Below are 21,618 nucleotides of genomic sequence, written 5' to 3' on the forward strand. Positions count from 1 at the left end.
GGCCGCCGCGAACCCTGCACCCGCCGTGCACGCGAACTTGGCAGAATGACGCCATGAGCGACGGCACTGCGAGCGAGACGAACGTCACGGAGAGCGCGACGGGCGAACTGCCGCGCATCGAGCGCGCCCCGCGCACGCTCGAGCAGGAGCAGACCTTCCACGACGCCAACGAGGCCGACTTCGACGGCGACGACTTCGACTTGGAGGTCGCCTGGTCGGCCGAGATGCAGGGGGTCGAGACCGAGGATGGCCTGCCCGCCGACCGCTTCCTCGACCGCGAGCTCTCGTGGCTGCACTTCAACCAGCGGGTGCTGGAGATGGCGGAGGACCCCACGACGCCGCTGCTCGAGCGGGCGAACTTCCTGGCCATCTTCGCCTCCAACCTCGACGAGTTCTTCATGGTGCGCGTCGCCGGCCTGAAGCGCCGCATCATGACCGGCCTCGCGGTGCCGACGAACGTCGGCAGGGCCGCGCAGCAGCTGCTCGACGAGATCGTCGAGCGCGCCCACGACCTGCAGCTGCGGCATGCGGGCACCGCGCAGCAGTCGTTCGAGCCCGAGCTGCGGGCCGCCGGCATCAGGATCGTGCGCTGGAGCGACCTGACCGACGCCGAGCGCGAGTCGATGGGCAAGCGCTTCGACGACGAGATCTTCCCCGTGCTGATGCCGCTCGCGGTCGACCCCGCGCATCCGTTCCCGTACATCTCGGGGCTCTCGCTCAACCTGGCCGTGCGCGTGCGCGTGCCGGGCGAGGACGAGGACCAGTTCGCGCGCCTCAAGGTGCCCGCGGTGCTGCCGCGCTTCGTGGAGCTCTCGCGCGTCGACGGCGCGCAGCGCTTCCTGCCGCTCGAGGAGCTGATCGCGAACAACCTCGACGAGGTGTTCTCGGGCATGGAGATCGTGGAGCACCACGTCTTCCGCGTCACCCGCAACGAGGATGTGGTGATCGACGAGGACGAGACCGAGAACCTGATCAAGGCGCTCGAGCATGAGCTCTCGCGCCGCAAGTTCGGCCCGCCCATCCGCCTCGAGGTGTCGGAGGACATCGACGACGTCACGCTCGAGCTGCTCGTCGACGAGCTCGGCATCACCGACTCCGAGGTCTACAAGCTGCCCGGCCTGCTCGACCTCACCGGGCTCTTCCAGCTGGCGAAGCTCGACCGGCCCGACCTGCTGTACACGAAGCGCGTGCCGGTGACGGCGGCGGCGTTCCTGCCCACCGACCAGGACGACTCCCCCGACCTCTTCGCCGCCATCACGCGCAAGGACGTGCTCGTCCATCACCCGTACGAGTCGTTCGCGACGAGCGTGCAGGCGCTGCTCGAGCAGGCCGCCGACGACCCGGACGTGCTCGCCATCAAGCAGACGCTCTACCGCACCTCCGGCGACTCCCCCGTGGTGGCCGCGCTCATCCGCGCGGCCGCCGCCGGCAAGCAGGTGCTGGCGCTGGTGGAGGTGAAGGCGCGCTTCGACGAGCAGAACAACATCCGCTGGGCGCGGCAGCTCGAGCGCGCGGGCGTGCACGTGGTCTACGGCATCGTGGGCCTGAAGACGCACTGCAAGCTGATGCTGATCGTGCGGCGCGAGAACGGCCGGCTGCGTCACTACTGCCACATCGGCACCGGCAACTACAACCCGAAGACCAGCCGCATCTACGAGGACTTCGGGCTGTTCACCGACAACGACCAGGTCGGCCGCGACATCACGCGGCTGTTCAACGAGCTCTCCGGCTATGCGAAGGAGAAGTCGTACCAGCGGCTGCTGGTCGCCCCCAGGCACCTGCGCAAGGGGCTGCTGAGCCGGTTCGAGCGCGAGACCGAGGCCGCCCGCGCCGGCCGCCGGGCGCGCATCCGCCTGAAGGTCAACTCCATCGTCGACGAGCAGATCACCGACGCGCTCTACCGCGCCAGCCGCGCGGGCGTCGAGGTGGAGATCTGGGTGCGCGGCATCTGCACGATCAAGCCGGGCGTGCCGGGGCTGAGCGAGAACATCACGATCCGCTCGATCGTCGGCCGCTACCTCGAGCACTCTCGCGTGTTCGCGTTCTGGAACGACGGCGACGAGGAGGTCTTCATCGGCTCGGCCGACATGATGCACCGCAACCTCGACCGCCGCGTCGAGACGCTCATCCAGCTCACCTCGAGCGAGCACATGCGCGACATCCAGCAGCACTTCGACAAGGCGATGTCGCCGCAGACGGCCTCCTGGTGGGGCGAGCCCGACGGCAGCTGGACGCGGCACTTCCAGACCGAGGACGGCACGCCGCTCGACGACCTGCACCGCGACCGCATGATCCAGATCCAGCGGCGCAAGCGGTCGACCCGGTGAGCGCGAACCGACCGCCGGTGCTCGCCGCCGGCGCCCTCGTCTGGCGCGAGGTGGGCGGCAAGGTGCAGGTGCTGCTGGTCGAGCGCACCCAGCACCGCGACCACTCGCTGCCGAAGGGCAAGCTCGACCCCGGCGAGACGCTGCCGGAGTGCGCCGCTCGCGAGATCGAGGAGGAGACCGGGCTCACGATCAGCCTCGGCGCACCGCTGGGGACGACCGAGTACCGACTGCCTGACGGCCGCGACAAGGTCGTCTACTACTGGCAGGCGAAGGTCGACGACGACGCCGTCAGCGCCGCCGCCTTCTCCCCCAACGACGAGATCCTCGCGCTCGAGTGGCTGCCGCTGGCGAAGGCGAAGCGCCGCTGCACCTACGAGCACGACGTGACGGTCATCGAGCGCTTCGAGGAGCGGCTGGCAGCCGGCCACGCCGAGACCTTCCCGATCATCGCGCAGCGGCACGCGAAGGCCGCCGACCCGTTCAGCTGGGAGGGGTCGGATGCGTCGCGCACGCTGACCTCGCGGGGCGAGCGTCAGGCGCGGCTCGTCGCGGGCGGCATCGCGGCGTTCGCGCCCGAGCGCATCATCACCTCGAACGCGGTGCGCTGCATGCAGACGGTGGCGCCGCTGCGGCAGCTGCTGGGCATCGAGCCGAAGGTCTCGAGCGCCATCAGCCAGGAGGCGCACGACCACCCGGAGCTCCACCCGCGCGACGAGGTCGAGCGGCGTGTCGGCAAGGCGGTGCGCAAGCGCCGCGGCATCGTGCTCTGCTCGCACGCGCCGGTCATCCCGGAGATCGTCACCGCGGTCGTGCACGCGACGGATGCGCTGGAATCGCAGCGCACGCACCGCGCGTCGATGCTGCACACGGCCGAGTTCACCGTGCTGCACGTCTCGGCCGGCGAGACACCCGCGCTGGTCGCCCTCGAGACGCACAGCCCCCGCGAGCGATAGGGCGCCGGAGCGCGCGAGCGCCCGACGCCGCCGTTCTGAGCTGAGGAGATGTTCCCAGAAGAGGACGTTCTCTCCTCATCCTGCGACGGATCGCGAATCGATCCTCCGTTCGCGACGCATCGCCGGCCGGCACTGCTGCGGGCCGTCAGCTGCGCGGCGCACCGCGTCGCGGACCAGGCAGCGGCTGATCTCTGATCAGCCGAACCTTCCGCTGACGTAGTCCTCGGTGGACTGCACGCTCGGGTTCGAGAAGATCTTCGCGGTCTCGTCGAACTCGATGAGCTTGCCCGGCTTGCCGGTGCCGGCGATGTTGAAGAACGCCGTCTTGTCGCTCACGCGGCTGGCCTGCTGCATGTTGTGCGTCACGATCACGATCGTGTACTCGGTCTTGAGCTCCTCGATGAGGTCCTCGATCGCGAGCGTCGAGATCGGGTCGAGGGCCGAGCAGGGCTCGTCCATCAGCAGCACGTCGGGGCTCACCGCGATGGCGCGGGCGATGCAGAGGCGCTGCTGCTGGCCGCCGGAGAGGCCGGAGCCGGGCACGCCCAGGCGGTCCTTGACCTCGTTCCAGAGGTTGGCGCCGCGCAGCGAGCGCTCGACGAGGTCGTCCTGGTCGCTCTTCGACATGCGGCGGTTGTTGAGCAGCACGCCGGCGAGCACGTTCTCGCGGATGGTCATAGTCGGGAACGGGTTGGGGCGCTGGAAGACCATGCCGATCTGGCGGCGCACGTTCACCGGGTCGACGCCCGGGCCGTACAGGTTGGCGCCGTCGAGCAGCACCTCGCCGTCGACCCACGCGCCGGCGATCACCTCGTGCATGCGGTTGAGCGAGCGGAGCACGGTCGACTTGCCGCAGCCGGACGGACCGATGAATGCGGTGACCGCGCGGGGCTCGATGTCGACCGAGACACCCTCGACGGCCTTGAAGTCGCCGTAGTAGATGTCGAGGTCGTTGATCTCGATGCGCTTGGACATTGCGTTACCTTCCAGACTTCGGCGCGAAGAAGTGCGCGATGACGCGGGCGCCGATGTTGAGGATCATGACGATGAGGATGAGCACGAGTGCCGCCGACCACGCGCGGTCGAAGTAGGCCTGCTCCTGCACCCCTGGGCTGATGTACTGGTTGTAGGCGAACACCGGCAGCGTCATCATGCGGCCGTCGAACACGTTGTAGTTCATGTTCGTGGTGAAGCCGGCGATGATCAGCAGCGGCGCGGTCTCGCCGATGACGCGGGCGACCGCGAGCGTGACGCCGGTGACGATGCCGGCGAGCGCGGTGGGCAGCACGACCTTCCAGATCGTGAGCCACTTCGGCACGCCGAGCGCGAGCGAGGCCTCGCGCAGGTCGTTCGGAACGAGCTTGAGCATCTCCTCCGTCGAGCGCACGACGGTCGGGATCATCAGCAGGCTGAGCGCGACGGCCCCGCCGAGGCCGCTGCGCACACCCTCGCCGGCGAAGAGCGCGAAGAGCGCGTACGCGAACAGGCCCGCGACGATCGAGGGGATGCCGGTCATCACGTCGACGAAGAAGGTGATCGCCTTCGACAGCGCACCCCTGCCGTACTCGACCAGGTAGATGGCGGTGAAGATGCCCACCGGCACCGAGATGATCGCCGCCCAGAGCGTGACGAGCACGGTGCCGACGATGGCGTGCAGCACGCCGCCGCCCTCACCGACGACGTTGCGCATCGTCCAGGTGAAGAACTGCAGGTCGAAGCGGGCCGCGCCGTTGACGACGACCGTGACGATGAGCGAGATCAGCGGGATGAGCGCCAGCAGGAAGGCACCGACGACGAGCCCGGTGACCAGGCGGTCGGCTGCCTTCCGGCCGCCCTCGATGAGCTGGCTGACCACGGTGACGGAGACCAGGTAGAGCACGAAGCCGAACAGCGCGACGATCACGACGCTGAAGTCGCTGTCGGAGGCACCGGCGATCAGGCCGGCGATGGCGGCGCCGATCAGCACCGAGACGCCGAGCAGCGCCCAGGGGGCCCAGGGCGCCAGCTGCCCCGCGGTGAGCGGGTTCTGCGCGGTGCGGTTGGGGGCGATGGTGGTGGTCATGGCTCAGCGACCTCCGTCGACGGTCGTCTTCGCGATGATCCAGCGCGAGATGGCATTGACCAGCAGGGTGATGGCGAACAGCACCAGGCCGGAGCCGATCAGCATGTTCACGGTGATGCCGTGCGCCTCCGGGAAGCGGAGCGCGATGTTGGCGGCGATCGTGGAGGGGTTCTGCGAGCCGATCAGCACGAGGCTCACGACGCCGGAGGAGGCGAGCACCATGGCGACCGCCATCGTCTCGCCCAGCGCGCGCCCGAGGCCGAGGATCGAGGAGGCGATGATGCCGGAGCGCCCGTGGGGCAGCACGGCCATCTTGATCATCTCCCAGCGGGTGGCGCCGAGGGCGAGCGCGGCCTCCTCGTTGAGCCGCGGCGTCTGCAGGAAGATCTCGCGGCACAGGGCCGTGATGATCGGCAGCACCATCACCGCCAGCACGACGGATGCGGTCAGGATGGTGCGGCCGGTGCCCGACGCGGGCGGGCTGAACAGCGGCAGCCAGCCGAGGTTCTGGGCGAGCCAGATGTAGCCGGGCTGGAAGAACGGGGCGAGCACCGCGATGCCCCAGAGGCCGTAGATGACCGAAGGGATAGCTGCCAGCAGATCGATGAGGTAGCCGAGGAACTGCGCGAGCTTGCGCGGCGCGTAGTGCGTGATGAACAGCGCGATCGAGACTGCCAGCGGCACGGCCATCACCATGGCCAGCAAGGCCGACCAGAGCGTGCCGAAGGTGAGCGGCCAGACCCACGCCCAGAAGTTGGCGCCCTCCTCCTCGGGGATCGGCCCGATGATCGCGGGCACGGCCTGGACGACCAGGAACAGCGCGACGCCGCCGAGCGCGATCAGGATCAGCACGCCTGCGGTCGTCGAGACGGCCTTGAAGACGATGTCGGCGGGCCGGTTCTTCACTGCGGCCCTGGGTGCGGCCGGTGCAGCGGTAGTCATTGAGCTCCCTGCGGAGTCGGAGGACCTGTGAACGAGGTCCGGCCGGGGCGGTGGTGCGCCCCGGCCGGACGGTGCAGCCCTACGGGCGTGCGGTGTGCGTGTCCAGTATTACTGAATGCTGTCGACGACGGCGAGGATCTCGTCGCGCAGCGAGTCCGAGATGGGAGCGTTGCCCGCGTTCGCGGCGCCCGCCTCCTGGCCCTCGGCCGATGCGATGTACGAGAGGTAGCCCTTGACCAGCTCTGCCTGTGCGTCATCGGTGTAGTCGGTGCAGGCGATCGCGTACGAGATCAGCACGAGCGGGTAGACGCCGGCCTCGGTGGTCGTGCGGTCGAGGTCCACCGCGATGTCGCCCTCGTGGCGGCCCTCGACGCGCGGCGACGCGTCGACGGCGGCGGCGGCTGCCTCGGAGGTGAACGGCACGTACTCCTCGCCCACCTGCAGGGCGACGGTGCCGAGGTCGCCGGCGCGCGACGCGTCGGCGTAGCCGATCGTGTTCACACCCTCGGTGACGGCCTGCACGACGCCGGAGGTGCCCTGTGCGCCCTCGCCGCGGTAGCTCGCGGGCCACGTCTCGAAGACGCCCTCGCTCCAGTCGGACTCAGCGGTCGCTGCCAAGTACTCGGTGAAGTTCTCGGTGGTGCCCGAGTCGTCCGAGCGGTGCACGGCCGTGATGTTGGCGTCCGGCAGCGTCGCCTCCGGGTTCTGGTCGGCGATCGCCGGGTCGTTCCACTTCGTGATCTGGCCAGAGAAGATCTGCGCGATCGTCGCCGAGTCCAGGTTGAGCGACTCGACGCCCTCGACATTGAAGATCACCGCGATGGGCGAGATGTAGACGGGCAGGTCGACGGGCAGGGTGTCGGCGACGCACGCGCCGAAGGAGCCCGCGAGCTCCTCGTCCTTCAGGTAGGCGTCCGAGCCGGCGAAGCCGACGCCGCCGGCGATGAACTGCTCGCGGCCCGCGCCCGAGCCGGCGGGGTCGTACGTGATGTTGACGTCGGGGTTGGCCGTCTGGAAGCCCGCGATCCAGGCCTCCTGCGCTGCGCCCATCGACGATGCGCCGGCGCCGGCGAGGTCGCCCGAGAACGACGAGCCGCCGGGAGCGGCGGACGCGTCGGTGCCGGCAGGCTCGTCGGCGGCCGGCTCGTTGGCGGCGCAGGAGCTGAGCAGGAGAGCGCCTGCGGCGGCGACGACCGCTGCGCGGCCGAGCTTCGTGAACTTCACGGTGTTCCCTTCGGAGTGCTGTGATGCAGGGCCTGGAGCGCCCTGGAATCGGCACGAACGAGCGCGCCGGAATTCACGCTAGGGAAGCCGGGTTTCGCGAAGGCCCCGCGCAGGTGAACAGCGGGTGAACACGGGCGGCGGCAGCGCGCGGCGCCCGGGAAGCTGAGTGCCGGGCCGCGAACGCCTCACGGCGAGAGGCCGCTCGCAGCGGCGAATATTGGAGCCCGGGGTTACGCGGCCCGGCTCGTCCACACTAACGAGGCTCGGGCCGACACGCGGGCGGATGCGCTCACTGCGAACGCAGGAATGTCAGTTGACGTCGATGACGGTGTCCGGCACTTCCGGGTGGCCGTACGCGGAGCGGATGATGACCCGCTCGGGCTCGACGCCCTCGGGGAGCTGCACCGCGGCGACCGCGTCCGCGAACGACGTGTCGTCGGCGAAGTAGACGTCGTTCTCCGCCGTCACGCCGATCGTGTCGCGCCAGTCGTAGGTCTGGCCGTCGTCGCCCTCGATGAAGATGTCGAAGCAGGTCCTGAAGCCGACGTCGCCCTCGACGTGCTCGGCGGAGATCACCACGCCGACGAAGAAGGTGCCCGGCTCGGCCTCACCGGACTGCATCGGCGGGTCGGCGATCAGGTTGGTGACGTCGAACGACCAGGTGTCGCCGAGCCCGTCGTCGACGGTGTACGGGTAGTCGCCGGCTGCGGGCTCCTGGCTCGGCTCCGTCGGCGCGGCGGTCTCCGAGACCTCCGGCGCCGACGTCTCCGGGGCGGGCGCGGGGGTGCTCGAGGGCGCGCTCGGCGCCTCCGGCAGTGCGGGCGGCAGCGGGAAGCAGCCCGTCAGCGCGATGGCGCTCGCCCCGATCACGAGGGCGGCTGCGAGGGTGCGGCGAGGCTTGGGCATGCGAGTCTCCGAATCGTGCGACGGCCGCGACTGACGGCTCCGCCGAGCCTACGCCGCCGACCGGGCGGCTCGCTCAGGCGACCCTCAGGCGAGCGAGTCCGACCGCCACAGCCGAGCGCAGATGCGCAGATCCTCGGCGATGTCGGTGAGCCTGGCCGCGAGCTTCGTGCGCGCGCTCGCCCGATCGGGGTGCGTCGTCTCGTCCTGGTGGGCGAGCTGCACGGCGCCCGCCGCCGTGACGATCGCGAACGCGGCGGCGCGCTCGAGCGCGAGCGCGAAGTCGCCGGCGAAGACACCGCGCAGGATCGTCTCCGAGAGCGTCCGCAGCTCGGCGGGCGTGGCCGGCGCCGGCACTCCCGCGACCACCGGTGCGGCCGTGGGCAGCGCATCCGCCCCCGCCTGGTAGATGTGCGCGGCCTCCTCGGCGCGCTGGGTCACCAGCGCATGCAGCACGTGCACCCGCCACAGCGCGCCCGGCAGCGAATGCGGGCGGGCGCCCGACCACAGCTCGGCGACGATGTCGATGCCGTCCTCGCGCGCCACCCGCAGGATGCGCTCCGCCACCTCCGGGTCGGCGCCGGCGCGCACGCGGGCGAGCAGCGCATTCGCCGTCTCGCTCGCGAGCTGCAGCCGCACCACCGGGTCGACGTCGCCTTCCACGCGCTCGAACCAGTCGTTCGAGAAGCGCGTGGGGCGGTGGAAGTCGTCAGCCATCGGCAACGATCCTCCCACGCGGCACGTGCGAGGGCGCCGCCGAGCATGCAGCCCGGCGGCGCCCTGTGCGGCGGTCGAGGCGGCTCAGGCCGTGGCCGTCAGCAGCGGGTAGACGCCGTTCTCGTCGTGCACCTCGCGGCCGGTGACCGGCGGGTTGAACACGCACGCGCAGCGGATGTCGGTCTCGGCGCGCACGGTGTGCTTGTCGTGCTTGTCGAGCAGGTACATCGTGCCGGGCTTGAGCGGGAACTCCTCGCCCGTCTCGCGATTCACGAGCGTGCCCGTGCCCTGGTAGACGTAGACGCACTCGATGTGGTTGGCGTACCACATCTCGGTCTCGGTGCCCGCGCGCAGCAGGGTGTCGTGGAAGGAGAAGCCGACGCCCGCGTCGGCGAGCACGAAGCGGCGGCTGCGCCAGGTGTCGTGGTCGACGTCGTTGGCGGTGCCGTCGAGCTCGTCGATGTGGATGACCTTCATGGAGTTCCTCTCGTCGTTCGGTTGGATGCCGGGCGGTGCGTCACGCCGTAGCGGCGCGCACGGCCTCGTCGAGCAGCGCGATGCCGCGCTGCAGCTGCTCATCGGTGATGGTCAACGGCGGCATGAGCTTGATGACCTCGTCGTTCGAGCCGGAGGTCTCGACCAGCAGCTTGCGCTCGAACGCGGCGGCTGCGGCGCGGCCGGCGACGGCCGGATCCTCGAAGCGCACGCCGCGCAGCATCCCGCGTCCGCGCAGCGTCGCCCCGGAGTGCTCGGCGATCTGCTGCAGGCCCGCGTCGAGCAGCGCCGCCTTCGCCTGCACGGACTCGGCGAAGGCGCCGTCGGCCCAGAAGGTCTCGATCGCGGCGGTCGCGGTCGCGAAGGCGGGTGCGAAGCCGCGGAAGGTGCCGTTGTGCTCGCCGGGCTGCCAGACGTCGAGGTCGGGGCGGATCAGCGTCAGTGCCATCGGCATGCCCAGGCCCGACAGCGACTTCGACAGCGTGATGATGTCCGGCGTGATGCCGGCCTCCTCGAACGCGAAGAAGGTGCCCGTGCGACCGCAGCCGGCCTGGATCTCGTCCAGGATCAGCACCACGTCGAAGCGCTTGCAGAGGTCGGCGAGGCGGCGCAGCCATTCGGGGCTCGCGGCGCGGAGGCCGCCCTCCCCCTGCACGGGTTCGACGATGACGCCGGCGGGCAGGTCGATGCCGGAGCCGCTGTCGGACCAGACCCGCTCGAGCCAGGCGATCGCGTCCATCCCCGGCTCCTCATAGGGGGCGGTGACGCCGAAGGGCAGCGGCACGCCGGCGGCGGCGCGCTTCTTGGCGTTGCCGGTGACGGCGAGCGAGCCGAGCGTCATGCCGTGGAAGGCGTTGGTGAACGAGACGATGTCCCGCCGGCCGGTGGCCTTGCGGGCCGTCTTCAGCGCCGCCTCGACCGCGTTCGTGCCGGTCGGCCCGGGGAAGAGCACCCGGTGCTCGAGCCCGCGCGGCGCCAGGATGTGCCGCTCGAACGCCTCCAGGAACGCGCGCTTGGCGGGCGTGTGGGTGTCGAGCGAGTGCACGACGGCGCCGCTGGCGAGATAGTCGATCGCCACCTGCTGCAGCATCGGGTGGTTGTGCCCGTAGTTGAGCGCGCCTGCGCCGGCGAAGAAGTCGAGGTAGGTCTCGCCCTGCTCGCTCACCTGCTCGGCGCCTGAGGCGCTCGCGAACACCGCGGGCCACGATCGCGCGTAGGACCGGACCGCGGATTCGCGACGCTCGAAAGCGCTGGTGTCGCCGATGCCGCCTGCAGGCGTCTCGGCCGGAGTTGTGGTGGTGGTGCTCATCGGATTGCCTCCTCAAGTGCGTCGAGCGCCTCGGTCTCCTCGCGCGGCTCGGGCCGCAGCGGGGCGATGCGATGCAGGAGCTCAGCCTCCCACTCGCCCTCGGTGCCGGGGAAGTGCTCGGGTGCGAACAGGTCGGTGACGGTGTGCTCGGCGCCGCGTCGCTCGGCGAAGGACGCGAACAGCCGCACCGATGCCTCGTTGGCTCGGGTGATGGTGGTCTCGACCGCGGCCGCCCCGGTGCGCGAGGCGAGCTCGTCGAGCATCCGGCCGGCGATCCCGCGGCCGCGCTGCGACTCGTCGACCGCGACCTGCCAGATCATCAGCGTGGTCGGATCCTCGGGCCGCAGGAACCCGGTGACGAAGCCGACGAGCTCGTCGTCGACATCCGCCACCACTGTGGTCTCGCGGAAGTCGCGCGCCCACAGCATGTAGGCGTAGGGCGTGTTGAGGTCGAGCCGCTCGCTGTCGCGGGCCAGCTCCCACAGCTGCGCGCCCTCGTCGGGTCGCGGGGCGCGGAAGGCGATGGTGCCGATCATGCGGCCGCCTCGCCGTGCACGACGGCGAGCTCGACCGCATCGAGCCCGAACGCGCCGTGCAGCACCCGGGTCGCGTGCTCGAGCTGCTCTAGCGGCACGACCACCGACAGCCGGATCTCGCTCTGCGCGATGAGGTGCACCGTGATGCCCTCGGCGCTGAGCGCCTCGAACAGTTGCGCCGACACCTGCGGGGTCGAGCGCATGCCGTCGCCGACGACGGAGACCTTGCCGACGTCGTCGGTGAGCGTGAGGGTCGCGAACCCCAGCCGGTCCTGCTCGCGCTGCAGCGCCTTGGCGGCACGGGTGGCGTCCTCCATCGGCAGCGCGAACGAGAAGTCGATCAGGCCGGTGTCGGCGGCGGTGTGCGTCTGGCCCACCATGTCGACGGTCGCGACGGCGCCGGTGATGACGGCGAAGATGGCGGCGGCGGTGCCGGGCACGTCGGGCGCGCCCACCACCGTCAGCATGGACTGGTCGTCGGTGTGCGTGACTCCGCTGATGATGGGCTGCTCCACGGGGCTCTCCTCGAGGTCGGCGTGCTGGTGGACGGATGCGTGGGGGTCGCTTGAGAGCGGATCGGCGGCGAGGGCGGTGGCGACGGGGTCGTCGGAGATCCAGGTGCCCTCGGTCTCCCCGAAGCTCGAGCGCACGTGCAGGCTGACGCCGTGGCGGCGAGCGATCTCCACCGAGCGGCGGTGCAGCACTTTCGCGCCGTGCGCGGTGAGCTCGAGCGCCTCCTCGGTCGAGAGGTACGGCAGCCGCTGCGCGTGCGGCACCACACGCGGGTCGGCGGTGTAGAGGCCGTCGACGTCGGTGCAGATCTCGCACACCTCGGCGCCGAGTGCGGCGGCGAGCGCGACCGCGGTCGTGTCGGAGCCGCCGCGACCGAGCGTCGTGACGTCCTCGTCGTCGTTGCCGCCCTGGAAGCCGGCGACGATCGGGATCACGCCCGCCGCGATGGCGTCGGCGATGCGCGCGGGCTGCACGTCGAGGATGCGCGCGTCGCCGAACGCCTGATCGGTGCGCAGTCCGGCCTGCACGCCGGTGAACGAGGCGGCCTCGTGCCCGAGCTCGTGCAGCGCCATCGCCAGCAGCGAGGTCGAGATGCGCTCACCGGCGGTCAGCAGCATGTCGAGCTCGCGCGCCACCGGTTCGGAGGAGACCCCTCGTGCCAGCTGCAGCAGCTCATCGGTGGTGTCGCCCATCGCCGAGACCACGATCGCCACGTCGTGGCCGGCCTCGCGGGTGGCTGCGATGCGACGCGCGACCATGCGCAGTCGGTCGGAATCGGCGACGGACGAACCGCCGTACTTCTGCACGATCAGGGGCATGCATCTCCTCGGTCGATGATCGGGGGGTGCCAGTGGGCGCGAGCCGGTCGGCGCGTGCGAGTCATCCAGGCGTTGCAGCCGGGACTCAGCGAACGGTCATCGACGCTACCGAGATCTCGATCGATCGCAACCGTGTTCGCCCTTGGGGCACCGGGATCGCGTCGTGCTACGCGCGTGGGCGCGCGCATATGAAGAGGCATCGCACCGCCGCAGATGACGAGCGGGCAACGATTCCGCGCCGGCGGCGTGTCTCGGGCGTGTCCCCGTGCCCCCTTCGCGCCGTTACCCTGGATGCGCGGGCCTGTAGCTCAGTCGGTAGAGCATCGGACTTTTAATCCGTCGGTCGTGGGTTCGAGCCCCACCGGGCCCACGCGAGGTGATGCCGCATGACCGAGAAGGTCGATCTGAAGCGACAGCTCGACGCCTATCGCGCGAAGCGGGGCGAGTTCCGGCTGGTCGAGGTGCCGCCGCTGCAGTACCTGATGATCGACGGGCACGGCGACCCGAACGCCGCGCCCGCCTACCGCGAGGCGCTCGAGGCGCTCTACCCGCTCGCCTACGCGCTGAAGTTCGCGAGCAGGCGCGAGCTCGGCCGCGACTACGTCGTCATGCCGTTCGAGGGCCTGTGGTCAGCGGCCGACATGGATGCCTTCACCGTCGCCCGCGACAAGTCGCGGTGGGACTGGACGCTGCTGATGCTGGTGCCCGACTGGATCGATCGCGCGCTCGTCGACAAGGCGGCGGATGCGGTGCGCACGAAGGGCGCGCCCGTGCGGCTCGACGAGATCCGGCTCGCGCCGCTCGAGGAGGGCCGCTGCGTGCAGACGCTGCACGTGGGCGCCTTCGACGACGAGGGGCCGGTGCTCGAGCGGATGCACGCGTGGCTCGAGGCCGAGGGGCTCCGCATGAGCGGCCGGCACCACGAGATCTACCTCAGCGACGCCCGCCGGGTGGAGCCGGCGAGGCTGCGCACGATCCTGCGTCAGCCGGTGGCTGCGCCCGTCGTGGGGCAGCGGCGCGAGCTCCGGCTGGCTGGCATGGCAGTTCAGGTCGGCGAGCAGCAGCCTCAGCAGGGCTGACTCCTCGCGCATGAGCCGTGCGAGCCGCGTCGTCTGCGCCAGATGGTCGTCGGCGCACTCGGGCTCCCACTCGGTCGCCGCGACGATCACCTCGAAGGGCTGCCGGGGATGCAGGATCGCACGCTCGCGCGCCCGGCTCAGTCGCCCGTGACACACGAGCTGGCGCAGTGCGGCAGCCGGCGGCAGTCGCCTACGCGACGCGCACGAGCCGGATGCGCCAGCGCTCCGGGCCGCGGTCGAGGTAGTCGACCTCGAAGGCATCCGGGTGGCGCTGGCCGAGCTGCGTCAGCAGCGGCACGGGATCGTGCGTCGCGGAGATGATCATCCCGCTGCCGCGCTGCAGCGCGTCGAGTGCGCCGAAGATGGCGGCGTGGCGCACGGCGTGCGGGATCGTCTGCACATCGAGCTCGGGCATGGTGTCGTCGTGCTCGCCGCACGCGCAGGCGTGGGCGGCGGCGGGGGCCTCGTTCGCGTCGTCGAGGCTGCGGTGGATCTGGATATCGGCCATGCCCAGAATTTACTACAATAAGTACCGTGGAAAATACCTCTCGCCGCAGCATCAGCGGACGACTGCACTCCGCCTCGCGCGAACGGCTGCTGCGCACGCTCGAGGCGCAGCACGCGCCCGTGTCCCTCGCCGCGCTCGCGCTGGCCACCGGCCTGCACGAGAACACCGTGCGCGGCCACCTCGATGCGCTCCGCCGTGACGGCTTCGCCACCAGGCGCGCGGCGCCGGCAGCCGGCCGGGGCCGCCCGGCCTGGCTGTGGCAGGCGGCGGAGCCGGAGGCGTCGACGCCGTACGCGCCGCTCGCGAGCGTGCTCGCCGCGACGGTGATGCGCGTCAGCGACGATCCGGTCGCCGAGGCTCGCGAGGCCGGGCGGGCATGGGGGCGCGAGCTCATGGCGGCCCGGGCGGCCGACGAGGATGCGCCGCGCGGCGAGTCGTCCGCGCGGGCAGCCGTCGTCGACCTCATGCGCGAGCAAGGCTTCGCGCCCGATCCGCAGGGCGACGGCACGACGGTGCTGCTGCGCCGCTGCCCGCTGCTCGAGGCCGCGGCGCGGCATCCGGAGGTCGTCTGCGCCGTGCACCTGGGCATGGCCGACGGCGCACTGCAGGCGCTCGGCGCCGAGCGCACCGCGACGGCGCTCGAGCCCTTCAGCGGGCCGAGCGAGTGCACGCTGCGACTGCTGGACGCACGGTGACCGCGCGCCGCGCGCTGCCGCTGCGCGCGCTGTGGATGCTGCCGGCGGCGCTCGCGCTGCTGGCGGGGCTGGACGCCGCGCTGCTGCTGCTCGGGCTGCCCGCGCCCGTCACCACCGCGCGGCTGCCGCTCGTGCACGGCGTGGTGCTGGTGCTCGGCTTCGTCGGCACGCTGATCGCCCTCGAGCGCGCGACCGCGTGGGGCCGCCGGATCGGCTTCGCGGCGCCGGCGCTGCTGGGTGCGGGCGCGGTGCTGCTCGTGGTCGACGCCGTGCCGCTGGCGGCGGCGAAGCTGGTCCTGGTCGCCGGCATGGCGGCGTTCACCGCGCTGTACCTGCCGCTGTGGCGCAGGCAGCGCGACGCGGCGCTGCTCACCCAGCTGCTGGCGGCGGCGCTCGGGTGCGCCGCCGCGATCCTCTGGCTGGGCGACCTGCCGGTCACGCGGCTGATGCCGTGGCTGATCGCGTTCGTCGTGCTGACGATCGCCGCCGAGCGCGTCGAGCTCGCCCGCATCACGATGGGCGCGGGTGCCGGCGGACGGCTGCTGCTGGCGGCGTGGGCGACGACGGCGGCGCTGGTGGTCACGCTCATCGACGCCGACGCCGGTGCGCGGCTCCTCGGCGGGGTGCTCGCCGCGCTCACCGTATGGCTCGTGCGGCACGATGTCGCACGACGCACCATCGCGGCGCGCGGCGTCACGCGCTTCATGGCCGCCTGCATGCTGGCGGGCTACGGCTGGCTCGCCGTGGCAGCCGGCGTGCTGCTCTTCGGCCACCCGGTCAGCCAGCCCGCGTACGACGCCGTGCTGCACGCCGTGTTCCTCGGCTTCACGATCTCGATGATCATGGCGCACGCCACGACGATCCTGCCCGCGGTGCTGCGCATCCCGCTCCCCTACCGGGCCGTCATGTGGGCGCCGATGCTGCTGCTGCACGCCGGGCTCGTGCTGCGCATCGGCTTCGGCGATGGCCTGGGCGGGCCGGCCGCTTGGCAGCTCGGCGGCGTGCTCAACATCGTGGCGGTGCTGCTGTTCCTGCTCGTCGCCGTCGGCAGCGCGATCGCGGGCCCGGCAGTGCGGGCGCCCGCGCAGGCCGCCGCATCATCAGCAGCCGAGCCGGCCCCAGGCATCCGGATCGGCATTGGTGCAGGCATCGTCACCGGTGCGCGCACCGGCACCAACACGGGCGCTGTGCGATGAGGGCCGCCTCCACCACACGCGGGTTCCAGCCGCTGCGCGATCTGCCGACGGTGCTGTGGCTGCTGCTGCTGGTGCTCGTCACGATCGCGCACCGCGACCTGCCTGCGCCGCGCTGGCTGATGCTGCACGTGCTGCTGCTGGGCGCCGCGACGCACGCCATCCTGGTGTGGAGCCAGTACTTCTCGTTCGCGCTGCTGCGATCCAAGCAGTCGAGCAGCGACCGGTCCCGTCAGACCTGGCGGCTGGCGCTGTCGAACACCGGCGCGGCGCTCGTCGTCATCGGGGTGCCGCTGGCCGTCTGGCCGGTCACGGTCGCCGGCGCCGCGCTGCTCATCGCCGCCGTCGCCTGGCATGCCGTGAGCCTCGTCGGCCGGTTGCGCGGGGCGCTCGCTGGCCGCTTCGGCCGCACGGTGCGCTACTACGTGGCCGCGGCGGCGTTCCTGATCGTCGGCGCGAGCCTGGGCACCTGGCTGGCCGGCGGCTTCGGCGCCGACCGCGAGCGGCTGGTGCTCGCGCACGCGCTCATCAACCTGCTCGGCTGGGTCGGGCTCACGGTCACCGGCACGCTCGTGACGCTCTGGCCGACGATGCTGCGCACGCGCGCCGACGAGCAGGCCGGGCCCTCCGCCGCTCGCGCACTGCCCGTGCTCGCCGTCGCGGCGGCCGTCGCGACGGCCGGTGCCGCACTCGGCGCGAGCGGCGTGCTCGCGCTCGGCCTGCTCTGCTACGCGGCGGGGCTCGTGCTCATCGCGATCGGCATGGTGCGGGCCGCCCGCACGGCGCCGCCGCGCAGCTTCGCAGCCGGCTCGGCGGGCATGGCGGCGCTCTGGGGCGTCGGCACGCTGCTCGCGCTGGCCGGCACGGCGCTCCACGCCTGGTCGACCGGCGCCGACTTCGTCGCCGTGCGAGCGGCGATGGATGCCGTGGTGCCGTACGCCGCAGCCGGCTTCGTCGCGCAGGTGCTCATCGGCGCGCTCAGCTATCTGGTGCCGGTGGTGCTCGGCGGCGGACCGACGCCGGTGCGCACCGGCACGCGGGCGCTCGATCGCGGCGGCCCGCTGCGGATCGCGACCGCCAACGTCGCGCTGGTGGTCTGCGCGCTGCCGGTGAGCAGCCTCATGCGGGTGATCGCGTCGATGCTGTACCTGGTCGCGGTGGGGTCGTTCCTGCCGCTGCTGGTGATCGCGATGCGGGCGCAGCGGCGCGCCAAGCAGGCGCAGGCCGCGGGCGCGGGCGCTGCGCCGGTGGCGGGCGCTGCGCCGGTCGCGGGCGCTGCGCCAGTTCCAGGCATTGCGGCGGCTGCGGCCGCGTCGCGGCGCGGACCCATCGCACCGGAGGGCGAGCGACCGGCCGGGCAGCGCTCCGGTCAGGCCGTCGCCGGGCTGCTGGCGGTCGTGCTCGCGGTCGTGATCGCGGCGGCCGTGCAGCCGCAGGACCTCGGTCTCACCGCTCCCCCGGCGGGTGCGGCGGCGGCAGCACAGCCCACCGCCGAATCCGCACCCGTGCAGACCGTCGAGGTGAGCGCCGCCGACATGCGCTTCACCCCCGGCCGCATCGAGGTGCCGGCGGGCACCCGGCTGGTGATCGAGCTGACGAACGCGGATGTCGAGATCGAGCACGACCTGGTGCTCGACACCGGCGTGCGCTCACCGCGACTGGCCCCGGGCGAGCACGCGAGCATCGATGCTGGCATCGTGACCGCCGGCGCCGAGGGCTGGTGCTCCGTGATCGGCCACCGGCAGATGGGCATGACGCTCGCGATCGTCGTCACCGGCGAGCCCGGTGGCGCGGCGACGCCCGACGCGGCCCACCATCACTCGGCGGCCGGCGCCGGCGACGGCGGCGACGCATCCGGCGCCGGTGACGGCCACGACGCATCCGACGCCGTCTACGACCCGATGGCCGAGCCGGGCGCAGGCTTCACCGCCCGCGACGCCGCGCTGCCGCCGCTGCCGCCGCCGGCCGACGGGCCCGTCACGCACCGGGAGACGCTCACCGTGACCGAACAGGTGGTCGAGGTCGCGCCGGGGGTGCGGCAGACGCTGTGGACCTTCGACGGCGCCGTACCGGGCACCGCTCCGGGCCCGACGCTGCACGGCCGGGTCGGCGACCGCTTCGAGATCACACTCGTCAACGACGGCACCATCGGTCACTCGATCGACTTCCACGCCGGGGCGCTGGCGCCCGACGAGCCGATGCGCACCATCGGGCCCGGCGAGGCGCTGACCTACGCGTTCACCGCCGAGCGGGCCGGCATCTGGATGTACCACTGCGCGACGATGCCCATGAGCGCGCACATCGCCAACGGCATGTTCGGCGCCGTCGTGATCGAGCCGGCAGGCCTGCCCGAGGTGGATCGCAGCTACGTGCTCGTGCAGTCGGAGCTCTACCTCGGACCGCAGGACGGCGAGGTCGACGTCGCGCAGCTGGCGACCGGCCAGCCCGACATCGTGGCGTTCAACGGCTACGCCCGCCAGTACGAGCACGCACCGCTGGCCGCCCGGGTCGGCGAGCGCGTGCGGGTGTGGCTGCTGGATGCCGGAGTCGCCCGGCCGTCGAGCTTCCACGTCGTGGGCGGGCAGTTCGACACCACCTGGGCCGAGGGCGACTACCTGCTCGACGCGCGCGAGGGCGGCGACGGTGGCGCGCAGGCGCTCGCGCTGCAGCCGGCGCAGGGCGGCTTCGTCGAGCTCGTCTTCCCGGAGGCGGGCCACTACCCGTTCCTGAGCCACGTGATGATCGACGCGGATCGGGGGGCGCAGGGGGTCTTCGAGGTGGCGCAGTAGCGCGGCGGCGGCGTCGCGCCGGCCAGGACACGCCGGTCAGAAGCCGACCGGGTCGATGCCCCAGTGGCCGATCCAGCGCTCGCCCGGCTCGAGCCAGACGAGGCCCGTGCCGCTGTTGAGCGCGTTCGCGGGCGCGCTCATCGGCTCGACCGCCGCCGCGTGCTTCGCTCCCGACGACGCCGGGAAGCTGCTCGGGGTGAAGACCACCGCGAAGGGGTAGGCAGAGTCCTGCCACAGCTCCGCGCCGCGGCCACCCGCGTCGAGGAGCGACGAGGTGGCCACCCCGCCGACGAACTCCAGCCCCGCGTAGTTCGCGTCGATGTCGAGCTCCGCCAGGCGGCGGCCGCCGCGCAGGTCGGGCGCCGACGCATCCATCGCATCCACCAGGGTCTCCTCGGTGGGGATGAGCCCCTCCGCGTTGAACACCCGGGCGGCGGGCACCGTGAGCGTGAGCTCGCCCGGTGCGGTGTCGCCGACGGCGAGGTACGGATGCGCGCCGCACGCCCACGGCGCGCGCTCGGTGCCGACGTTGGTCGCCTCGTGCGTCACCAGCAGGCCGTCGTCGGTGAGCTCGTACGCGATCGTGGTGTCGAGCAGGAACGGCCAGCCGGTCTGCGGATGGATGGTCGCCGCCAGCACCACCTTCGACTCGGTGTGCTCGAGCAGCCGGTAGGGCGCGAAGCGCAGCAGGCCGTGGCTGGCGTTGCCCTTGTCGCGCTCGGTGATGGCGAGCTGCTGCGTCGTGCCCTCGTGCCGCCAGTCGCCGCCGGCGACTCGGCCGCCCCAGGGGGCGAGCACGATGCCCTGCGCCTTCGCGGGGCGGGCGTGCTCGGGGAACGGCTCGACCAGGTCGACGCCGTCGAAGACCAGCTCGCGCAGCCCCGCCGCGACCTCCGTCACGACGGCGCGCAGCTGCCGGCCGTCGACGCTGCGGGCGATGATGAACTGCTCTCCGGTGGGCGGTCGCATGCCGCGAGCCTACCGATGCGCCGCTGGCTGAGCGCCACCCGCCGAGCACTCCCCCAGCGTTGGCTGAAGCGGGCCGAGTGCGCGGGGCGCGCGCCGGACGGGCGCGTACGCTCGCTCCTTGGCGCGCCTCGCCAGCACTGAACCGGAAGGCCCGATGAGCATGACTGACGCACCCGCATTGGCGATCACTGGCGCCACCGGAGCGGTCGGGCGGCTCACCTCGGAGGAGCTCGCACGAGGCGGCACTCCCCTGCGCCTGCTGGCCCGCGCGCCCGAGCGTGCGCCCCAGCTGCCCGACGCGGTCGTCATGCAGAGCTCGTACGGCGACCGCGATCAGGCTGCGCTCGAAGGCGTGTCGACGCTGCTGATGGTCTCGGCCGGCGAGGAGGAGGGGTGGCTGCAGCAGCAGCTCGACTTCGTGGCGGCGGCGGCCGCGGCGGGTGTCGAGCACATCGTCTACACCTCCTTCCAGACGGCGGCCACCGATGCTGTCTTCACCTACGCCCGCGACCACTACGCGACCGAGGAGGCGATCCGCGCCAGCGGCATGGCCTGGACGATGCTGCGCGACAGCTTCTACCTCGACTTCCTGGCGCTGCTGCCGGATGCCGACGGCCTCCTCCGGGCGCCCGCGGGCCAGGGGCGGGTCGCGGCGGTCGCCAAGCTCGACGTCGCACGCTCCGCGGCCGCCGTGCTGCGCGACCCGGCAGCGCACGCGGGCCGCATCTACGACATGACCGGGCCGGAGGCGCTCTCGTTCGCCGAGATCGTCGAGACCCTGTCGTCGGCCACCGGACGACGCATCCGCTACGTCGACGAGACGGTCGATGAGGCCCGCAGCTCGCGCGTGCACTTCGACGCGCCCGCGTGGCAGATCGACGGCTGGATCACCACCTACACCGCCATCGCGGAGGGCAGGTTCGCGCGCGTCAGCGACGACGTCGAGCTGCTCACCGGCCGCAGGCCCATCAGCCTGCGCGAGCTGCTCGTGCACTGAGTCTGCTGGTGCGCTGAGTCGGCTGTCGCGGAGTGCCCCCACTGGGGTTCGAACCCAGACTCGGCGGATTTTAAGTCCGCTGCCTCTGCCAGTTGGGCTATGGGGGCCGGGCGCGCGCCCGCCCCTACGCTACGCCGACTCGCCCGCCAGCACGGCCGCGAAGCGCTGCGGCAGCAGCACATTGGCCGGCGCGGCGCGGAACAGCGGCGCGATCTGGCCCGGCGTGTGGCCGGCGATGCCGCAGCCGATCTCGGTGACGAGGAACTCGAGCTCGGGATGGGCGGCTGCGAATGCGAGCAGCGCCGCGACCTCGCGCTCGATGGTGCCGAGCCCGCGCATCGTGTCGACGCCGTACGACTGCCCCTGCAGGCCGCTGCCCTGCCCCCAGACCGCGCCGAAGCGCTCGTGCGCGGTGCGGGCGGCGCCGGCGGCGTGCAGACCCTCGGCATTGGAGCCGAACACGAACACCTGGTGCGGCTCGAGCGCGTCGATGCGGGCTGGCGAGGTCTCCATGCGGCGAGCGTACGCGCGACTCTCAGGAGAAGCGGCTTCCATCGGGGTACAGACGGGCGTACCGTCCGCATCGTGA

20 protein-coding genes and 2 tRNA genes are annotated in these 21,618 nt (G+C 72.0%); 8 read left to right on the forward strand and 14 right to left on the reverse strand.

Annotated elements, in window-relative coordinates; translation table 11 throughout:
- Positions 1 to 53 precede the first annotated feature (53 nt).
- Positions 54 to 2,327, forward strand: coding sequence for an RNA degradosome polyphosphate kinase (locus BM288_RS02720; RefSeq protein ID WP_092915593.1), 2,274 nt, complete (start codon positions 54 to 56; stop codon positions 2,325 to 2,327).
- Complete coding sequence (locus BM288_RS02725) at positions 2,324 to 3,280, forward strand: NUDIX hydrolase (protein ID WP_092915595.1); 957 nt, start codon at positions 2,324 to 2,326, stop codon at positions 3,278 to 3,280. The genes BM288_RS02720 and BM288_RS02725 overlap by 4 nt, the downstream gene beginning before the upstream one ends.
- A 195-nt stretch (positions 3,281 to 3,475) precedes the next feature.
- On the opposite strand, the gene pstB is transcribed toward BM288_RS02725, so the two are convergent.
- The 10 genes from pstB to BM288_RS02775 all read right to left on the reverse strand — a co-directional run bounded on the left by pstB (position 3,476) and on the right by BM288_RS02775 (position 12,799).
- The gene (gene pstB, locus BM288_RS02730) at positions 3,476 to 4,255 is read right to left on the reverse strand and encodes a phosphate ABC transporter ATP-binding protein PstB (protein WP_092915597.1); all 780 of its coding nucleotides are present in this window, start codon (positions 4,253 to 4,255) and stop codon (positions 3,476 to 3,478) included.
- Between the two features lie 4 nt (positions 4,256 to 4,259).
- Positions 4,260 to 5,342: a phosphate ABC transporter permease PstA gene (pstA, locus tag BM288_RS02735; protein WP_092915599.1), complete on the reverse strand. Its 1,083-nt coding sequence runs from the start codon at positions 5,340 to 5,342 to the stop codon at positions 4,260 to 4,262.
- Positions 5,343 to 5,345: 3 nt separating this feature from the next.
- Positions 5,346 to 6,284: a phosphate ABC transporter permease subunit PstC gene (pstC, locus tag BM288_RS02740; protein WP_092915601.1), complete on the reverse strand. Its 939-nt coding sequence runs from the start codon at positions 6,282 to 6,284 to the stop codon at positions 5,346 to 5,348.
- Positions 6,285 to 6,392: 108 nt separating this feature from the next.
- On the reverse strand, positions 6,393 to 7,508 hold the full coding sequence (gene pstS, locus BM288_RS02745; RefSeq protein ID WP_092915603.1) for a phosphate ABC transporter substrate-binding protein PstS: 1,116 nt from the start codon (positions 7,506 to 7,508) through the stop codon (positions 6,393 to 6,395).
- Between the two features lie 309 nt (positions 7,509 to 7,817).
- Positions 7,818 to 8,414 (reverse strand): hypothetical protein, encoded by a 597-nt coding sequence (locus BM288_RS02750; RefSeq protein ID WP_092915605.1) that lies wholly within the window; start codon positions 8,412 to 8,414, stop codon positions 7,818 to 7,820.
- A gap of 84 nt (positions 8,415 to 8,498) precedes the next feature.
- Positions 8,499 to 9,128 (reverse strand): hypothetical protein, encoded by a 630-nt coding sequence (locus tag BM288_RS02755; protein WP_092915607.1) that lies wholly within the window; start codon positions 9,126 to 9,128, stop codon positions 8,499 to 8,501.
- An 84-nt stretch (positions 9,129 to 9,212) separates the two neighbouring features.
- Positions 9,213 to 9,605 (reverse strand): ectoine synthase, encoded by a 393-nt coding sequence (locus tag BM288_RS02760; RefSeq protein WP_092915609.1) that lies wholly within the window; start codon positions 9,603 to 9,605, stop codon positions 9,213 to 9,215.
- A gap of 40 nt (positions 9,606 to 9,645) precedes the next feature.
- Complete coding sequence (gene ectB / locus BM288_RS02765; RefSeq protein WP_092915611.1) at positions 9,646 to 10,932, reverse strand: diaminobutyrate--2-oxoglutarate transaminase; 1,287 nt, start codon at positions 10,930 to 10,932, stop codon at positions 9,646 to 9,648.
- On the reverse strand, positions 10,929 to 11,468 hold the full coding sequence (gene ectA / locus BM288_RS02770) for a diaminobutyrate acetyltransferase (RefSeq protein WP_092915613.1): 540 nt from the start codon (positions 11,466 to 11,468) through the stop codon (positions 10,929 to 10,931). The genes ectB and ectA overlap by 4 nt, the downstream gene beginning before the upstream one ends.
- A complete protein-coding gene (locus BM288_RS02775) occupies positions 11,465 to 12,799 on the reverse strand; it encodes an aspartate kinase (protein ID WP_092915615.1) in 1,335 nt (444 codons plus the stop codon). The genes ectA and BM288_RS02775 overlap by 4 nt, the downstream gene beginning before the upstream one ends.
- Before the next feature lie 297 nt (positions 12,800 to 13,096).
- On the opposite strand from BM288_RS02775, the gene BM288_RS02780 reads away from it, so the two are divergent.
- Positions 13,097 to 13,169 (forward strand) — tRNA-Lys (locus BM288_RS02780).
- Between the two features lie 16 nt (positions 13,170 to 13,185).
- On the forward strand, positions 13,186 to 13,878 hold the full coding sequence (locus tag BM288_RS02785; protein ID WP_092915617.1) for a GyrI-like domain-containing protein: 693 nt from the start codon (positions 13,186 to 13,188) through the stop codon (positions 13,876 to 13,878).
- Between the two features lie 190 nt (positions 13,879 to 14,068).
- Here the strand turns inward: BM288_RS02785 and BM288_RS02790 are convergent, their stop codons facing one another.
- Positions 14,069 to 14,386 carry a DUF2249 domain-containing protein gene (locus BM288_RS02790; RefSeq protein WP_092915619.1) on the reverse strand — a complete coding sequence of 106 codons (318 nt, stop codon included), beginning with the start codon at positions 14,384 to 14,386 and terminating at the stop codon, positions 14,069 to 14,071.
- A gap of 26 nt (positions 14,387 to 14,412) precedes the next feature.
- On the opposite strand from BM288_RS02790, the gene BM288_RS02795 reads away from it, so the two are divergent.
- From BM288_RS02795 to BM288_RS02805, 3 genes are read left to right on the forward strand one after another with little or no spacing between them, the layout of a single operon-like run.
- A complete protein-coding gene (locus BM288_RS02795; protein ID WP_206448400.1) occupies positions 14,413 to 15,081 on the forward strand; it encodes a helix-turn-helix transcriptional regulator in 669 nt (222 codons plus the stop codon).
- Entirely contained in the window at positions 15,078 to 16,277 is a 1,200-nt protein-coding gene (locus tag BM288_RS02800; protein ID WP_177220224.1) for a hypothetical protein, read from the forward strand. Before BM288_RS02795 ends, BM288_RS02800 begins: the two co-directional genes overlap by 4 nt.
- On the forward strand, positions 16,274 to 19,063 hold the full coding sequence (locus BM288_RS02805) for a multicopper oxidase domain-containing protein (protein WP_092915621.1): 2,790 nt from the start codon (positions 16,274 to 16,276) through the stop codon (positions 19,061 to 19,063). The genes BM288_RS02800 and BM288_RS02805 overlap by 4 nt, the downstream gene beginning before the upstream one ends.
- Positions 19,064 to 19,099: 36 nt before the next feature.
- Here the strand turns inward: BM288_RS02805 and BM288_RS02810 are convergent, their stop codons facing one another.
- A complete protein-coding gene (locus BM288_RS02810) occupies positions 19,100 to 20,032 on the reverse strand; it encodes an aldose 1-epimerase family protein (protein WP_092915623.1) in 933 nt (310 codons plus the stop codon).
- 160 nt (positions 20,033 to 20,192) lie between these two features.
- Here BM288_RS02810 and BM288_RS02815 point away from each other — a divergent pair, with 160 nt between their 5' ends.
- On the forward strand, positions 20,193 to 21,029 hold the full coding sequence (locus tag BM288_RS02815) for an SDR family oxidoreductase (RefSeq protein WP_092916211.1): 837 nt from the start codon (positions 20,193 to 20,195) through the stop codon (positions 21,027 to 21,029).
- 33 nt (positions 21,030 to 21,062) lie between these two features.
- On the opposite strand, the gene BM288_RS02820 is transcribed toward BM288_RS02815, so the two are convergent.
- Both BM288_RS02820 and BM288_RS02825 read right to left on the reverse strand, forming a co-directional pair.
- Positions 21,063 to 21,136 (reverse strand) — tRNA-Leu (locus tag BM288_RS02820).
- Between the two features lie 22 nt (positions 21,137 to 21,158).
- Positions 21,159 to 21,542 carry an A1S_2505 family phage non-structural protein gene (locus BM288_RS02825; protein WP_092915625.1) on the reverse strand — a complete coding sequence of 128 codons (384 nt, stop codon included), beginning with the start codon at positions 21,540 to 21,542 and terminating at the stop codon, positions 21,159 to 21,161.
- Positions 21,543 to 21,618 lie beyond the last annotated feature (76 nt).

This window comes from Agrococcus baldri (assembly GCA_900114805.1).
GTDB lineage: Bacteria > Actinomycetota > Actinomycetes > Actinomycetales > Microbacteriaceae > Agrococcus > Agrococcus baldri.

What these genes read in the sequence shown, in the direction of transcription:
- BM288_RS02760 (WP_092915609.1), bottom strand. Translation starts at nt 9,605, where the DNA reads ATGAAGGTCATCCACATCGACGAGCTCGACGGCACCGCCAACGACGTC.
- BM288_RS02825 (WP_092915625.1), bottom strand. Translation starts at nt 21,542, where the DNA reads ATGGAGACCTCGCCAGCCCGCATCGACGCGCTCGAGCCGCACCAGGTG.
- BM288_RS02785 (WP_092915617.1), top strand. Translation starts at nt 13,186, where the DNA reads ATGACCGAGAAGGTCGATCTGAAGCGACAGCTCGACGCCTATCGCGCG.
- BM288_RS02790 (WP_092915619.1), bottom strand. Translation starts at nt 14,386, where the DNA reads ATGGCCGATATCCAGATCCACCGCAGCCTCGACGACGCGAACGAGGCC.
- BM288_RS02750 (WP_092915605.1), bottom strand. Translation starts at nt 8,414, where the DNA reads ATGCCCAAGCCTCGCCGCACCCTCGCAGCCGCCCTCGTGATCGGGGCG.
- BM288_RS02775 (WP_092915615.1), bottom strand. Translation starts at nt 12,799, where the DNA reads ATGCCCCTGATCGTGCAGAAGTACGGCGGTTCGTCCGTCGCCGATTCC.
- BM288_RS02810 (WP_092915623.1), bottom strand. Translation starts at nt 20,032, where the DNA reads ATGCGACCGCCCACCGGAGAGCAGTTCATCATCGCCCGCAGCGTCGAC.
- pstB (WP_092915597.1), bottom strand. Translation starts at nt 4,255, where the DNA reads ATGTCCAAGCGCATCGAGATCAACGACCTCGACATCTACTACGGCGAC.
- ectB (WP_092915611.1), bottom strand. Translation starts at nt 10,932, where the DNA reads ATGAGCACCACCACCACAACTCCGGCCGAGACGCCTGCAGGCGGCATC.
- pstA (WP_092915599.1), bottom strand. Translation starts at nt 5,342, where the DNA reads ATGACCACCACCATCGCCCCCAACCGCACCGCGCAGAACCCGCTCACC.
- ectA (WP_092915613.1), bottom strand. Translation starts at nt 11,468, where the DNA reads ATGATCGGCACCATCGCCTTCCGCGCCCCGCGACCCGACGAGGGCGCG.
- BM288_RS02720 (WP_092915593.1), top strand. Translation starts at nt 54, where the DNA reads ATGAGCGACGGCACTGCGAGCGAGACGAACGTCACGGAGAGCGCGACG.
- BM288_RS02805 (WP_092915621.1), top strand. Translation starts at nt 16,274, where the DNA reads ATGAGGGCCGCCTCCACCACACGCGGGTTCCAGCCGCTGCGCGATCTG.
- BM288_RS02815 (WP_092916211.1), top strand. Translation starts at nt 20,193, where the DNA reads ATGACTGACGCACCCGCATTGGCGATCACTGGCGCCACCGGAGCGGTC.
- BM288_RS02755 (WP_092915607.1), bottom strand. Translation starts at nt 9,128, where the DNA reads ATGGCTGACGACTTCCACCGCCCCACGCGCTTCTCGAACGACTGGTTC.
- pstC (WP_092915601.1), bottom strand. Translation starts at nt 6,284, where the DNA reads ATGACTACCGCTGCACCGGCCGCACCCAGGGCCGCAGTGAAGAACCGG.